The sequence below is a fragment of the Aquabacterium sp. genome (assembly GCF_034003525.1).
In the GTDB taxonomy this organism is placed as follows: Bacteria; Pseudomonadota; Gammaproteobacteria; order Burkholderiales; family Burkholderiaceae_C; genus Aquabacterium.
This window is the reverse complement of record NZ_JAVEYN010000003.1, coordinates 179,558-193,769: the sequence shown is the minus strand read 5'-3', so window position 1 is coordinate 193,769 and position 14,212 is coordinate 179,558. Positions and strand designations below refer to the sequence as shown.

The following is a 14,212-nucleotide window of genomic DNA, read 5'->3' as shown; positions in this document are numbered from 1 at the left end:
ACGCTTGGCCGAGGCCGGGATCGAGCCCTCAGTGGGCTCCAAGGGTGACAGCTACGACAACGCCCTGGCCGAGACCATCAACGGCTTGTACAAGGCTGAGGTCATCCACCGTCGCGGCCCATGGAAGACCAAACAGGCCGTCGAACTGGCAACGCTGGAATGGGTCTCTTGGTTCAACCACCATCGATTGATGGGGCCACTGGGCAATGTCCCGCCTGCTGAGTTCGAGGCAAACTACCATCAACAACGCGCTGGTCAGGCCGCGACCGTCTGACTTAAACCAACTGGCCTCCGCGAAACCCGGGGCGCTTCAGCAAAGCGTGGGTCACTTTTTGTCTTGACGTCTGGATTAGTCCACCAGCGCCAGCACCTAGCGTCACCAGGGCTTGACACCCCAGCCAACCTGCGTGCAATAATCCGCCCAAGCCGAAAGGCCCGGTGCGTAAGAACACCATCGATAAGCGGTGCAGCCTCCCCGACAGTGAGGCTTTGTCACGTCCGAACATTTCCGGTGCGCTGCAATGGCGTGCTGTTGGTTGCGGGCGGGATGGGGCTACCCGTAAGGGCGTCCGCACGCCTTATCGCGTGTTCTTAACATCCCGCCCACCCGCTGCGCGTAAGAACGCTGCGGGTGGCTTCAAGTCTCGATAAGGAGCCTGAAACCATGTCCACGGTCATGACCTTGGCCAGCTCATCCGCTGCGCCTGTCCCTCTCTCTGAGCTGGAAATCTCCCAGCTTCACGCCCAAGCCGAAAACGCTCTCAGCGTGGCCCTGTATCACCTGCGCCAGCCTGCGGCCAATGTGCCCGGTGCGGCTCGCAAGGCTGTGCAGGCCCTGTCTGCCCTCAATGCGCTGCGTGCGCTGGAGGTGGCTGCATGATCGGCACGCAAAAGACCGGACGCCTACCCGGCATCGTGATTGCGCGAACTGCTGGCAAGCCCCTGACCTTGACCATTGAGGGGCAACCTGGCGTGTTAGCTGTCCTCGCGGCTGATGGCAGCATTGTTGCCTTGGGGGATGACGTGGCCCGTGTGTTGGCTACGGTGTGTGTGAATTTCTACAGGGCCATGTTGAAAGGCGAGGGGCATGTGCGGGTTTGGGGCGAGCCAATCGCAGGTGGAGTCCTTATCAGTGGCGTGGTTCATGAGGGGGCTTCAGTGACGATTGCCGGTGAGCCCGGTTCGTTTGCTGTGCTGAACGAGAGCGGCGAAGTAGTCGCCGCTGGGTCCGATGTGGCGGCTGAGGTGCGGTCGGTGGCTGTGAACTCCTATCGCGATATGTTGATCGCCAAAGGGCTTCTCAGAGTTATTCAGCCTCCCTCATTGTCTAGAACACTTGGCGGGCAGTCAGAGCGTGGGGGGGCGGCATGAGCGGCCCGCATCAAGCCCTGGACGGGCGGATTCAAACGTTACGGTCCAGCATCAAGACAATGGACCAGCTCTCACAGCGCGGCCTGAGTCAGATTGAGGCGGTTGCGCGTGTTGCCGCTCAAAGCATTGAGCGCTCAGGCGGCGAGGGCCGCACAGGCGACCTAATGCAAGTCCTGCGCGTGATAGCGGACATGGCTCTTAGCACCTGCGATGCAATCAGCTTTGAGGCTGATGAGGTTGGATGTGGCTTCGTTGATGAGAAGCATCCGAGTCGGCCTATTGGCCCTGGTGCGGAAGGTCGGCAGGAGGTGGCAGCATGAGCGCACGCGTGGAAGCCATGCTTGAACCAGGCGGCAAACCGTTGAGCGGGGCTGTTGATCTGACACCCGGTGGGGTGGACAACTGGGGCGAGACTGCGCCTATCTTGTCTTTGCGGCCTGATTGTTGGCGCCGACCGAAAACTGAGCCACTTATGAGGGGTGTGCCGATCTAAAACTGAGCCAGGTGTTCAACCTGCCCTGCTGCTTTTTGATGCAGCGGGGTTCGAGGAGTGATCACCATGGACATGATCGGCAGAATCCGGCGGCTGCACAGCCGAGGCAAGAAGTCAGAGCGGGAGATCTCGCGGATGACGGGGCTGTCGCGCAACACGATAGCCAAGTGGCTCAAGGCGCCATTGGATGGCGAGCCCAAGTACCGGCGAGGCGAGCAACCGGGCAAATTGACGGCCTTCCACGAGGTTCTCAAGCAGGCACTCAAGGCCGATGCCCATCGGCCCAAGCACGAGCGCCGCACGGCGCGGGCGCTGTACAGCGAGCTCAAATCGGCAGGTTACGAAGGCGGCTACAGCCGTGTGACGGACTTCATCCGCCAGTGGCGCCAAGGCGAGGGCCAAGCGGCAGCGACGCGAGCCTTCGTGCCCTTGTCGTTCGAGCTGGGCGAGGCATTCCAGTTTGACTGGAGCGAAGAAGGCCTGGTGGTGGGCGGCATTTACTACCGGCTGCAGGTCTCGCACATGAAGCTGTGTGCCAGCCGTGCGTTCTGGCTGGTGGCGTATCCCAGCCAGGGGCACGAGATGCTGTTCGATGCGCACACGCGCAGCTTTGCGGCGCTGGGCGGGGTGGCCCGTCGGGGCATCTACGACAACATGAAGACGGCCGTGGACCAGGTCAAGAAGGGCAAGGGCCGAGTGGTCAACGCCCGCTTTGCGGTGATGTGTGCGCACTACCTGTTCGACGCCGACTTCTGCAACGTGGCCAGTGGCTGGGAGAAGGGTGTCGTCGAGAAGAACGTGCAAGACAGCAGGCGGCGCATCTGGATCGATGCGGCCAAGCAGCGCTTTGGCTCCTTTGCCGAACTCAACGCCTGGCTGGGCGAGCGCTGTCGCAGCCTGTGGTCTGAGGTACGACACCCGGAGCATTCGCAGTTCAGCGTGGCCGAGATGCTGGAGCATGAACGTGCCCACTTGATGTCGATGCCTCAGCCCTTTGACGGCTATGTGGAACGCCCGGCGAGGGTGACCAGCACTTGCATGGTCTCGGTGGCACGCAACCGCTACTCGGTGCCGTGCGAGCTGGCCGGGCAGATGGTCAGCACCCGCCTGTACCCGATGCGGGTGGTCGTGGTGGCCAACGATGAGGTGGTTGCGCAGCACGAGCGATTGACTGACCGAGGCCAGACCCGCTACGACTGGCAGCACTACATCCCGCTGGTGCAAAGAAAACCCGGTGCGCTGCGCAATGGTGCCCCCTTCGCCGACCTACCCCCGGCCTTGCAGCAGCTACGCAGAGGGCTTCTCCGTCAGGCAGGTGGCGACCGTGTCATGGCGCAGGTACTGGCCATTGTGAGCACAGCTGGCCTGGATGCGGTGCTGGTGGCAGTTGAATTGGCGCTGGAGAGCGCGCCACCGTCTGGCAAGGTCAGCGTCGAGCATGTGATCAATGTTCTGAGCAGGCTCAACCCTGCGCCCACGCCTGAAGATGCACAGACCAGTCTGCAGGCGACAGTGACCCCACTGGCCAATACGGCGCGCTACGACAGCTTGCGCGGGCAAGGCGGCACGGAGGAGATCAACCATGCGTGATATCGCTGCAGAGCTCAAACAACTGCGCCTGCACGGCATGGCGGGCGCCTGGCTAGACCTGATCGAACAAGGGGCCAGTACGGGCTCAGAGGAGGCGCGGTGGTTGATTGAACACCTGCTGCAGGCCGAGGCCACAGACCGAGGCATGCGCTCGGTTAGCCATCAGATGCATGCAGCCAAGTTCCCTGTGCATCGAGACCTGGCTGGGTTCGACTTCGCTGTGTCCCCCGTTGACAGCAAGCTGGTTCACACGCTGGCAGAGACAGGCTTCACAGAAGTGGCGCACAACGTGGTGTTGGTGGGAGGGCCTGGCACCGGCAAGACCCACCTGGCCACAGCCATTGGCGTGGCCGGCATCACCAAGCATGGCAGGCGCGTGCGCTTTTACTCCACGGTGGATCTGGTCAACGCGCTGGAGCAAGAGAAGGCACAAGGCAAGGCCGGACGCATCGTGACGAGCTTGTTGCGCCTGGACCTGGTGATCCTCGATGAGTTGGGCTACCTGCCGTTCAGCCAGGCAGGCGGTGCGCTGCTGTTCCACTTGCTCAGCCGGTTGTATGAGCACACCAGCGTGATGATCACGACGAACTTGGACTTCGCGGAATGGTCGCGTGTCTTTGGTGATGCCAAGATGACAACGGCACTGCTGGACCGGCTCACGCATCACTGCCACATCCTGGAGACGGGCAACGAGTCACATCGGTTCCTGCACAGCTCCAGCACGGCCAAGAGGCGCATCAAGGCACGAGAGCAGTCTCGGATGCAGGCTGCAGCAGAGGGCAAGGCCTGAAGCTCAAAGCGAAGGGGGAAGCCGCTGCGCGGCTTCCCCCTTGATGTTCAATCAAGCCGGCCGGAAGACTCAAAACCCAGGCCAGGCTCTACACTTATCCACAGCTGACCACCCTTTGGTCGGCTACCAGCCCTGGCTCAATATTGGATCGGCACGGTGGCTCAGATTTGGATCGGCGCGGACAGTCCTGAACGACCCTTTTGCAGACGCAAGCGACCAGCGGCGGCATTTTCGGGAGCTGTATGAGTTGACTGCAAAAGTGCTGACAGCGCACGGTGAAGCCGGGCTTGCATCGAGTGATTTTGTCAACGCGTTGCAATCCGAGTTGAAGCACTGGGTCAGCAAGCGTAAGAACGAGAGGCGGCCCGCTTGAAAAGCAACATCACTCCTGAGCTGGTGCGTGCTGCCCTGGGCTACATCTCCCCGCTGTTGGCCCGCGATGAGTGGGCACGGGTTGCCATGTCCATCAAGAGCGAGTATCCCGACAGCACGGGCTTTGATCTCTTCAGTGAGTGGAGCCAAGGGGCTGGTGAGGCATACAGCGCCAGCGACACCCGCGACACCTGGCGCAGCATCAAGAGCGCCGGCCGGGTTGGCATTGGCACCCTGATTCACCTGGCGAAGCAAGGCGGCTTTGAGTTGCCCAAGGGTGAAAGGCAGACCAGCAAGCCGGACCCGAAAGAGGCGGCACGCCTGGCACGTGAGAGGGCTGAGCGGGCAGCCCAAGAGCAAGCCCGCCTTGCGGAGTCGCACGACCAGGCAGGGCGGCACGCTGCCAGCCTATGGGCACAGGCCAGCGAGACGGGCTCTAGCCCTTATCTGGCCCGGAAGGGTGTGCAGCCCTACGGCGTGCGCTTCTGTGAGGACGGCTCTCTCCTGGTGCCCATGAGGGATGCTGAGGGGCGCTTGTGGAACGTCCAGCGCATTGCACCAGTGCGGCCCGCTGATGCGCCTGAAAAGCGTTTCATAAAGGGCGGGCGCAAGTCGGGCTTGTGGCACATGGTGGGTGAGCTGGGCAAGCCTACAGCCATCCTCATTGCAGAGGGCTACGCCACGGCAGCAAGCGTGCATGAGGCCACCGGCCTGCCTGTTGCTGTGGCCTTTGACGCGGGAAACCTGGCGCACGTGGCAAAGGCCATGCGGCAGCTCTTCCCCGGTGCGGTGCTGGTGGTTTGTGGTGATGACGACCAGGCTACGCAAGCCAGCAAGGGGCAGAACCCCGGCAAGGCCAAGGCCAGCGCGGCGGCCAAGGCGGTTCAAGGCGTGGCTGTGTTCCCTGCTGGCCTGGATGAGACGGGGAGCGACTTCAACGACATGCACCAGGCCCAAGGCTTGGCAGCGGTGAGGCAGTGTGTGGAACAAGCAATCAGCGACATGAATGCAGCGCCAGCAAGTAAGGCGGGCGTCAAAGGTAAGTCACGCGCCCAAGCCACGGATGAGGGCGGCCCTGTGTGGGACCGGTTCGTAGTGAGTGACGAAGGCGTGTTCTACCTGGAGGCAGACCAGGACGGGCGGCAGAAAGCCCCTCAGTGGGTGTGCAGTCGGCTGGACGTGACGGCCCGGACCAGGGACGAGGACGGGCAGGGCTGGGGCTTCCTGCTGGAGTTTGCTGACCCTCTGGGGAAGGTTCGCACATGGGCCATGCCTGCCCGGATGCTGGCTGGTGACGGGGCTGAGTACCGGGCCGCGCTGCTGAACATGGGTTTGCGCATTGCCAGCGGTGCCAATGCCCGCAACAGGCTAGGCCAGTACCTGCAAAGCCGTCAGCCTGAGGAAGTGGCCCGCTGTGCTGATCGGGTGGGCTGGCATGGCCGGTCCTATGTGTTGCCCCGTGAGACGCTGGGCAACGATGGGGAGCGCATTGTTTACCAGGTGGACGGCATCACAGACAACCCTTACAAGCAACGCGGCACGCTGGATGCCTGGCGGGCCGATGTGGCGGCGCTGTGTGTTGGCAATGATCGGTTGTTGTTTGCGGTGTCCTGTGCCTTTGCTGGTGCCCTGGTGCGTCCCTCAGGCGTGGACAGTGGCGGCTTTCACCTGCGGGGGGACTCAAGCTGCGGCAAAACCACGGCCATGCGGGTGGCTGCATCCGTATGGGGTGGGCTGTCTTATGTGCAGCGCTGGCGCACGACCGATAACGCATTGGAGGCAATCGCCGGTCAGCACTGCGATGGCTTGCTGATCCTGGACGAGCTGGCCCAAGTGGACCCCAAGGCTGCGGGGGATTGCGCTTACATGCTTGCCAATGAGTCCGGCAAAGGACGAAGTACCAAGACTGGGCAGGTAAGGACGCGCTTGCAGTGGCGGTTGCTGTTCCTGTCTGCGGGTGAAATCAGCCTAAGCCAGCACATGGCAGAAGGCGGCAAGCGCAGCAAGGCAGGGCAAGAGCTGCGCATGGCTGACATTCCGGCTGATGCTGGCGCTGGGTTGGGGCTCTTCAACGTGTTGCACGAACACACCAGCGGGGCCGGGCTTTCGGCTTACCTGGTCAAGACGTGCGAGACACAGCACGGGACGGCGGGCCGGGCCTGGCTTGGTTGGCTGGTGGACCAGGTGGACACGCTGAGGGAGCGTACCAGGGAAGGAATAGAGCGCTACGCGGCTGACTGGATACCCGAGGCGGCGAGTGGGCAGGTGCAGCGCGTGGGGCGGCGCTTTGCTTTGGTGGCTGTGGCGGGTGAGCTGGCAACTGAGGCCGGTTTAACCGGCTGGGAGCCTGGCGAGGCTGCCCGTGGTGTGCGGGCCTGCTTTGATGCTTGGTTGGCATCCCGTGGCGGCATTGGTAACGCGGAAGAGGCGCACATGCTTCGGCAAGTTCAGCGCCTGCTTGCTGAGCGTGGGGCTGGCAACTTCGCATGGTGGCACCGGGCGGCGGATGACCGGGCACCGAACCCCACGGAGCGGTGGGGCTTTCGTCGCCTGGTGGATGAAGAGGGCAAGCCCATCAAGAGCGACAGCGACCACATGCGGGAGTATGGCGAGCGCATGACACCGGCTGATGGTGAGGGTGTGTCAATTGAGTTCTTCGTGTTTGACGAGGTTTTCAAGGGGCGGCTGAGTGAGGGTTTCGAGCCCTCCGCAATGGCCCGCCTGTTGCTCAAGCGTGGGCACCTGGTGCCTGAGTCTGGTGGGGGGCGGCACATGAGCCGAAAGGAGCGCTTGCCTGGTCTGGGTCATGCCCGTGTTTACCGGATCAAGGCAAGCATCCTTGCTGATGATTTGGCTGAGCTGTAAGGACCGCACCATGAGGGAACAGAACGACCAGGGCTACAGCCAGCGCCAGCCCTGGCCCTGCGTTGCCTTACCTTGCCTTGCCTTGCCTTGCCTTGCCTACGCCTACGCCTACGCCTACGCCTACGCCTACGCCTACGCCTACGCCTGCGCCTGCGCTGTCCCTGGTGCTCGGTGTTTGGTGCTGGGGGAACGACCATGACGGGCGGCCCCAGCGGTTGGCCTGAGCTGCTGGCGCTGGGTGGGCGGCATCGAGGTCAGCAGCCCGACCAGACGGGCAACCACTGCCAGCCCTGGCCCTGCCTTGCCTACGCCTACGCCTACGCCTACGCCTACGCCTGCCCCTGCGCTGTCCCTGTTGCTCGGTGTCCGGTGCTGGGGGTGACGACCAGGCCAGCGCCCCAGCGGTGGGCGTGAGCTGCTGGCGCTGGGTGGCGGCATCGAGGCCAGCCCCAGGACCAGGAGGGCCGCCAGCCCTGGCCCCTACCTGTCCTGCGCCTGTCCTTGGTGCTCTGTCCCCTGTGCCTGGTGCTACGGGATGACGACCAGGAGGGATGCCAGCGCCAGCCATGGCCCTCTTGCTGCGCCTGTGCCTGGTGCTCGGTGCCCGGTGCTATGGGATGACGACCAGAACGGGGCAACACCCCAGCCGTGGGCGTGAACTGCTGGCGCTGGTGGTGGCATCGAGGCCAGCAGCACGACCAGAACGGCGGCCAACGCCAGCCCTGGCCTTTGCTTGCCTATGCCTGTGCTGCCCCTGGTGCTCGGTGTCTGGTGCCCGGTGCTACAGGATGACGACCAGGACAGCGCTTCAGCGGTAGGCGTGAGCTGCCGGGTGCGGTGGGGCCGCGTGGTGGGTGTCTTCCGCGCTGCAAAAACAGACACACACACCAGGGGAAGAGATGGGCGGCTTTGGTTCTGGGTGGCATCGAGGCCGCCAGCCCTGGCCCCTGCCTGCGCCTGTCCCTGGTGCTCTTTCCCCAGCGCCTGGCCTGCGGTACATCCTGACGACCAGGACGGGCGGCCCCAGCGGTTGGCCGGAGCCGCTGGCGCTGGTTGTGGCGTCGAGGCAGCCAACACGACCAGGCGGGCCAGCATTTCAGCCCTGGCCCTGTTGCCTGGCCTGTCTCCCTGGCGGTGCCGGTGCTGCGGGATGACGACCAGGCCAGCGCCCCAGCGGTGGGCGTGAGCGGCTGGCGCTTGTGGTGGCATCGAGGCCAGCACCAGGACCGGAAGGGCGGCCAGCGCCAGCCTTGGCCCTTGCTTGCCCGGCCTGCGCCTGTCCCTGGTGCCCGGTGCTGTGTCTGGTCACGGGCTGGCCTGTGCGGCACAACCTGACGACCAGGACAGCGCCTGAGGCGTGGGCGTGAGCGGACGGGTGCGGTGGGGCCGCGTGGTGGGTGCCTTCCTCGCTGCAAAAACAGATACACACCAGGGGAAGGGATTGGCGGCTTTGGTTCTAGGTGGCATCGAGGCCGCCAGCCCTGGCCCCTGCCTGCGCCTGTCCCTGGTGCTCTGTCCCCGGTGCTTGGTCTGCGGTACATCCTGACGACCAAGCCAGCGCCCCAGCCGTGGGCGTGAGCTGCTGGCGCTGGGGGGCTGCATCGAGGCCCGCAGCACGACCAGGACGGCGGCCTGCGCCAGCCCTGGCCCTTGCTTGCCTGTGCCTGTGCTGCCTCTGGTGCTCGGTGTCCGGTGCCCGGTGCTACGTGATGACGACCAGGACGGGGCAGCGCCCCAGCCGTAGGCGTGAGCTGGCGGGTGCGGTGGGGGGCGCGTGGTGGGTGCCTTACGCGCTGCAAAAACAGACTCACACACCAGGGGAAGGGATGGGCGGCTTTGGTTCTGGGTGGCATCGAGGCTTCCAGCGCTGGCCCCTGCCTGCCTGCCTGCGCCTGTCCCTGGTGCTCTGTTGCGGTACATCCTGACGACCAGGACAGCGCCTCAGCCGTGGGCGTGAGCTGCTGGCGCTGGTGGTGGCATCGAGGCCGCCAGCACGACCAGGACGGCGGCCTGCGCCAGCCCTGGCCCTGCTTGCCTGGCCTGGCCTGACCTGACCTGTCCCTGGTGCTCGGTGCCCGGTGCCCGGTGCTACGGGATGACGACCAGGACAGCGCCTCAGCGGTAGGCGTGAGCTGCCGGGTGCGGTGGGGCCGCGTGGTGGGTGCCTTACGCGCTGCAAAAACAGACTCACACACCAGGGGAAGGGATGGGCAGGCTTGCGGCACTCGCCGGGTGAGTTTGTCCCCACTGTCCCCACACTGTTTTGGGTTGTCCCCACACCCATGTGGGGACAGAATAATCATTATGAATCAATGGCTTACATGCTGTTTTCGTGTTTGTCCCCACTGTCCCCACAAAAAAAAGTGTGAAACCCGAGCGCGTACCCGTTTTTTCTGCCGCGTGCGGGGTGTTTCTTCGGGCGTCTGGACGGTCACGGATGGAGGGGGAGGGTCAAAAGTTCAGACTCCCTCAGCTGGAAACCGGCCGCCTAGGCAATCTTCGCACAGCTCCAATTTTCAAATAGGGGGGGGTCAACGCGATGAAAGGGGCCGGGCGGCTTGGTCATGGGCCGCTTGGCTTGCCACCTGATCCAGGCCCAAAAGGGGGCAGCCCTCATCCGATGGGGGCAACTTTGGGGGCAACTTTTGAGAAAGTGCTCACTTTGCCTAGAGGGTTCGCTTCCAGGCTGGGGACCACTTCAGGCCGTGAGCATGCCTTTGGTTTCGATGAAGCCAATGACATCGCGCAGACCGGCTTGGGTCTTGAGGTTGGTCATCACGAACGGGCGCGTCGGGCGCATGCGCTTCGTGTCGGCTTCCATGATGTCCAGATTGGCCCCTACATAGGGCGCCAGATCCGTTTTGTTGATGACGAACAGGTCGCTCTTGGTGATGCCAGGGCCGCCTTTGCGCGGGATTTTCTCGCCTGCCGCCACGTCGATCACGTAAATCGTCAGGTCGCTGAGTTCGGGGCTGAAGGTCGCAGCCAGGTTGTCGCCGCCCGATTCGATGAAGACGATGTCGGCGTTGGGGTACTTGGCCAGCATGCGGTCCACGGCTTCCAGGTTGATGGAGGCGTCTTCACGGATGGCGGTGTGCGGGCAGCCGCCGGTTTCCACGCCCATGATGCGGTCCGGGTCGAGGGCTCCGGCCACGGTCAGCAGACGCTGGTCTTCCTTGGTGTAGATGTCGTTGGTGATGACGACCAGGTCGTATTGCTCGCGCATGGTCTTGCACAGCATTTCGAGCAGGGTGGTTTTGCCGGAGCCGACCGGCCCACCTACGCCCACGCGCAGAGGGGGTAGTTTCTTGGTGCGGCCAGGGATGTGATGCAAGTTGCTCATGATCTGAAGAGGCGTGAGTACTGGTGTTCGTGCTGGGCGCTGAGGATGGCCAGCATGGGGGTGAAGGCCTGGCGTTGGCTGTCAGGCAGGGCCAGGGCGTGGTCGATGGCATCGGGGATGGCATCGATGAGGATTTGCAGGATGCGCTGACCGGCGCTCTGGCCCAGCGGCACGGCCTTGATGGCGGCCTGCACCATGTTCTCGGCCCAGCCGAAGGCAAAGCTCAGCAGGGCCTCGTGTTGGGTTGCGAGCAAGGTGTCTGCGCTGGTCTGGGCGGGCAGGCACTGGGCGACGGCCAGGCCAAAGGCGATGGGCCAGTTGGGGGCGGGGCTCAGTGCGGCGCATTGGGCCAGGCGCTGGTCAGCAGGGTGAGACAGCGCATCGCCCGAGCGGTTGCGCAGCCATTCCACCAGGGAGCGGCCCATTTGCTCGGTTTGCTGGCGTAGCTCGCTGGTTTCGCGGGTGTGCGTGATCCAGGCGTTCAGCTCGGTGATGCGGACCAGATCGTGGCGCTGCCAGGCGGCCACAGCCCGGGCGACAACGGACAGGTCGGCGCGGGCCAGGCTGAGGTGCAGTTGCTGCAGCAGCCAGTCAGCAGCTTGGGCTTCGTTGGTGACGCGGCCGGTGTCGATGGCCGACTCCAGCCCTTCGGAATAGCTGAAGCCACCCACAGGGAGAGCGGGGGAGGCCAGCCACATCAGTTGCAGGCGGGCGGAAGGCGGCAGCGGGGCGGGGCGGGTGAGAACGCGGGGCATGGGAAGGATGTGGGGTGCTTGCTGGAATCAAGCAAGCACCATGCCCGGGCGCTTCGTTTTGGTGCATCCGTGAGGCGGATGCAGGTCGACCTGGATGGGGTCGCGTTCCGTTCGCGTGCAATCAGTGGTCGTGACCGCAGCCTGGTCCGTGCACATGGGGCACCGGTGCCGCCTTGATCGCGATGCCGATGGGCTTGCCGCGTGAGGTGGGGGCGGCGGGTGTGGCTGCGGCCGGGCCTTCTGCACCTGCCGGCGTGCCATGGTCATGTCCACAGCCGGGGCCGTGAACGTGGGCGGCTTCGCCATGCGCGTGGGAGTGCGCGTGTTCATGGTCGTGGCTGTGAGCGTGATCGTGATCGTGATGCGCGTGGTCATGGCCGTGACCATGCCCGCCCGCAGCGTAGGCGCCGCCTTCGGGCTCGAACGCGGCCTGCGTCTCGCGCACCGTCAGGTGCATGGCGCGCAACATGTTGGCCAGCACATGATCGGGCTCGATCTTGAGGTGATCGGGCTGCAACTCGATCTGCACATGGCGGTTGCCCAGGTGGTAAGCCGCACGAGTCAGGTCAAACGGTGAGCCATGCTCGCTGCACGGGGTGATGACGAGCACGTTCTGAGGCGCGGCTTCCACGCGGATCATGCTGCCATCTTCGGCCACCAGCACATCGCCGCCCCGCACCACGCTGCCCCGGGGCAGGAACACGCCCAGGCTGCGGCCTTGGCTGTCCACCGCGTCAAAGCGGCTTTTCTGGCGCACATCCCAGTCCAGTTGCGCGGTGGCGGCGCGCTTGAGCAGCACGGGGGCAAGGCCTTGGCCCTGGGGGAGGAGCTTGTTGACGGTCAGCATGGGGGCTCGCTTTGCACTTCAGGTGAAGCTGCAAAGTGTAGCGACCCCGTGCCGACCTCAGGTGCCGGAGGGGCTCAGTTGGAAGAAGGACACGGAGGCCAGCAGGCGGTCGGCCTGGGACTTCAAGCCCTCTGCGGCTTCCGTGCTTTGCGCCATCAGCACCATGTTCTGCTGAGTGGCCTCGTCCAGGCGGTGCACCGTTTCACGCACCGAGCCAATGCCTTGGGCATGCTCCTGGCTGGTGTGCGTCAGATGCGTGATCAGTTGCGCCACCTCGTCGATGGTGTTTTGCAAGGTGTGGATGGTGTTGCCTGTCTGCTCTACCAGTTCGGCCCCCTCGGTGACGCGGTTGGCGCTGTCCACGATCAGCTGCTTGATCTCGCGGGCGGCGTTGGCCGAGCGCTGTGCCAGCGAGCGCACCTCGGACGCGACCACGGCGAAGCCGCGACCTTGTTCACCCGCACGCGCAGCTTCCACGGCGGCGTTCAGCGCCAGGATGTTGGTCTGGAAGGCAATGCCGTCGATGACACCGATGATGTCGCTCATACGCTTGCTGGACGTGTGGATGCCGCGCATGGTGTCGATCACGCGGGTCATGGAGCTGCGTCCCTCCTGGGCCACTTGGCGGGCGGTGGAGGCCAATTGGCTGGCCTGGTGGGTGCGCGACAGGTTGTCCGAGATGTCAACCTCGATCTGTTGCAGGGCCTGGCGCGATTGGGCCAGCTCGCTGGCGTGCTCTTGCGAGCTGCGCGACAGGTGGGTGGCGTCGGTGGCGACCTGGTGCGAGGTCACGGCCAGCTGTTCAGACTGGTCGCGCACCTCACCGGTGAGCTGCAGGAGATTGGTGCGCATGCGGCGCATGGAGTCGAGCATGCGGCCCAGTTCATCCTGGCCCGCTTCGACGTGGACCGAGTGGGACAGTCGTCCCTCGGCAATGGCTTCGCTGACCTGCATGGCGGCCAGGGCGGGGCGGCTCACCGAGCGGGCGATGAACCATGCCCATGCCGTGCCCGCCAGCAAGGTGACCAGGGTCAAGGCGCCGATGAGCCACTGTGCGGTGGCCGTGGTGTGTGCGAAGTTGGCCTGTGCTTCTTGGGTGTGCTGTTCGACTTGCTGGAGGAGCTTGTCGCTCTCACGGGTCACGGCTGCGGCGGCTGGCAGCAGCACCTGATTTTCTTGCTCGGTGGCCAGCAGGGTTTGGCCGGTTTCGACCAACTCCAGCACCTCGTTGCGGGTCTTCACATACTGCTGGTGTTGCGTGCGCAGGGTGTTGGCCTGGGTCTTGACGGCAACGACCGGGTTGCTGGCCAGCTTTTGCAGCACCTGGGCAATGGTCTGGTCAGCAGCTTGCAGCTCGGGCTTGAAGCGCTCGACGACCTCGGGCATGCCGGCCGAGCGGATGATGGCCTGGGTCTTGACCAGGTCTTGTTGCAGCAGGGTGTTGACGTGGCTGCCTTGCTGGCGCACGGCCAGGGCTTCTTCAAAGATGTTGTGCATCGCGCGGCTGCGCTCGATGCCCAGCATGCCCAGCACGGCGACGACGCACAGCAGGGAGAGAATCAGGCCAAAGCCAAAGGCCAGGCGGGTGCCGACCTTCCAATTACGGAGTCGAACGAAAAATTGCACGGGAGTCCTGTTCGGGGGCGTCTGAGCTCGTCAGCCGGGCGCACCCCATCCCATGCCTGACGACGGCCCACCTGCGTCCTGACGCAGCACGGCCGCCGCCATCTTCTTTGGCGATCACGAAAGGAATGTGTCAGCTTGAGCGCTTTGTGACGGATCCCCG

General features: G+C 64.3%; 11 protein-coding genes. 7 read left to right on the top strand and 4 right to left on the bottom strand.

From position 1 onward, the window contains the following. The 7 genes from RBT42_RS03570 to RBT42_RS03540 form a co-directional block, all read left to right on the top strand. Nucleotides 1–274, top strand: a 274-nt coding sequence (locus tag RBT42_RS03570) for an integrase core domain-containing protein (protein ID WP_320362487.1), incomplete at its 5' end; no start/stop codon positions are given. A 390-nt stretch (nt 275–664) separates the two neighbouring features. Further along, on the top strand, nt 665–880 hold the full coding sequence (locus RBT42_RS03565) for a hypothetical protein (protein ID WP_320362486.1): 216 nt from the start codon (nt 665–667) through the stop codon (nt 878–880). After that, nucleotides 877–1,371, top strand: a complete 495-nt coding sequence (locus tag RBT42_RS03560; RefSeq protein ID WP_320362485.1) for a hypothetical protein — start codon at nt 877–879, stop codon at nt 1,369–1,371. The genes RBT42_RS03565 and RBT42_RS03560 overlap by 4 nt, the downstream gene beginning before the upstream one ends. 559 nt (nt 1,372–1,930) lie before the next feature. Continuing rightward, a complete protein-coding gene (gene istA / locus RBT42_RS03555; protein WP_320362484.1) occupies nt 1,931–3,454 on the top strand; it encodes an IS21 family transposase in 1,524 nt (507 codons plus the stop codon). After that, complete coding sequence (gene istB / locus RBT42_RS03550) at nt 3,447–4,244, top strand: IS21-like element helper ATPase IstB (RefSeq protein WP_320362483.1); 798 nt, start codon at nt 3,447–3,449, stop codon at nt 4,242–4,244. The genes istA and istB overlap by 8 nt, the downstream gene beginning before the upstream one ends. 396 nt (nt 4,245–4,640) lie before the next feature. Then, nucleotides 4,641–7,481, top strand: a complete 2,841-nt coding sequence (locus RBT42_RS03545) for a DUF927 domain-containing protein (protein ID WP_413785842.1) — start codon at nt 4,641–4,643, stop codon at nt 7,479–7,481. A gap of 10 nt (nt 7,482–7,491) precedes the next feature. Beyond that, on the top strand, nt 7,492–7,680 hold the full coding sequence (locus RBT42_RS03540) for a hypothetical protein (RefSeq protein WP_320362482.1): 189 nt from the start codon (nt 7,492–7,494) through the stop codon (nt 7,678–7,680). Between the two features lie 2,499 nt (nt 7,681–10,179). On the opposite strand, the gene ureG is transcribed toward RBT42_RS03540, so the two are convergent. The 4 genes from ureG to RBT42_RS03520 all read right to left on the bottom strand — a co-directional run bounded on the left by ureG (nt 10,180) and on the right by RBT42_RS03520 (nt 14,052). Then, the gene (ureG, locus tag RBT42_RS03535) at nt 10,180–10,824 is read right to left on the bottom strand and encodes an urease accessory protein UreG (RefSeq protein WP_320362481.1); all 645 of its coding nucleotides are present in this window, start codon (nt 10,822–10,824) and stop codon (nt 10,180–10,182) included. After that, nucleotides 10,821–11,579 carry an urease accessory protein UreF gene (locus RBT42_RS03530; RefSeq protein ID WP_320362480.1) on the bottom strand — a complete coding sequence of 253 codons (759 nt, stop codon included), beginning with the start codon at nt 11,577–11,579 and terminating at the stop codon, nt 10,821–10,823. The genes ureG and RBT42_RS03530 overlap by 4 nt, the downstream gene beginning before the upstream one ends. Nucleotides 11,580–11,700: 121 nt before the next feature. Continuing rightward, on the bottom strand, nt 11,701–12,426 hold the full coding sequence (ureE, locus tag RBT42_RS03525) for an urease accessory protein UreE (protein WP_320362479.1): 726 nt from the start codon (nt 12,424–12,426) through the stop codon (nt 11,701–11,703). Between the two features lie 57 nt (nt 12,427–12,483). Continuing rightward, entirely contained in the window at nt 12,484–14,052 is a 1,569-nt protein-coding gene (locus RBT42_RS03520; RefSeq protein ID WP_320362478.1) for a methyl-accepting chemotaxis protein, read from the bottom strand. Nucleotides 14,053–14,212: the final 160 nt, after the last annotated feature.

Bases quoted from the DNA above. Each gene is read 5' to 3' on its own strand.
- RBT42_RS03565 (WP_320362486.1), top strand. From the start codon at position 665: ATGTCCACGGTCATGACCTTGGCCAGCTCATCCGCTGCGCCTGTCCCT.
- RBT42_RS03560 (WP_320362485.1), top strand. From the start codon at position 877: ATGATCGGCACGCAAAAGACCGGACGCCTACCCGGCATCGTGATTGCG.
- istA (WP_320362484.1), top strand. From the start codon at position 1,931: ATGGACATGATCGGCAGAATCCGGCGGCTGCACAGCCGAGGCAAGAAG.
- istB (WP_320362483.1), top strand. From the start codon at position 3,447: ATGCGTGATATCGCTGCAGAGCTCAAACAACTGCGCCTGCACGGCATG.
- RBT42_RS03540 (WP_320362482.1), top strand. From the start codon at position 7,492: ATGAGGGAACAGAACGACCAGGGCTACAGCCAGCGCCAGCCCTGGCCC.
- ureG (WP_320362481.1), bottom strand. From the start codon at position 10,824: ATGAGCAACTTGCATCACATCCCTGGCCGCACCAAGAAACTACCCCCT.
- RBT42_RS03530 (WP_320362480.1), bottom strand. From the start codon at position 11,579: ATGCCCCGCGTTCTCACCCGCCCCGCCCCGCTGCCGCCTTCCGCCCGC.
- ureE (WP_320362479.1), bottom strand. From the start codon at position 12,426: ATGCTGACCGTCAACAAGCTCCTCCCCCAGGGCCAAGGCCTTGCCCCC.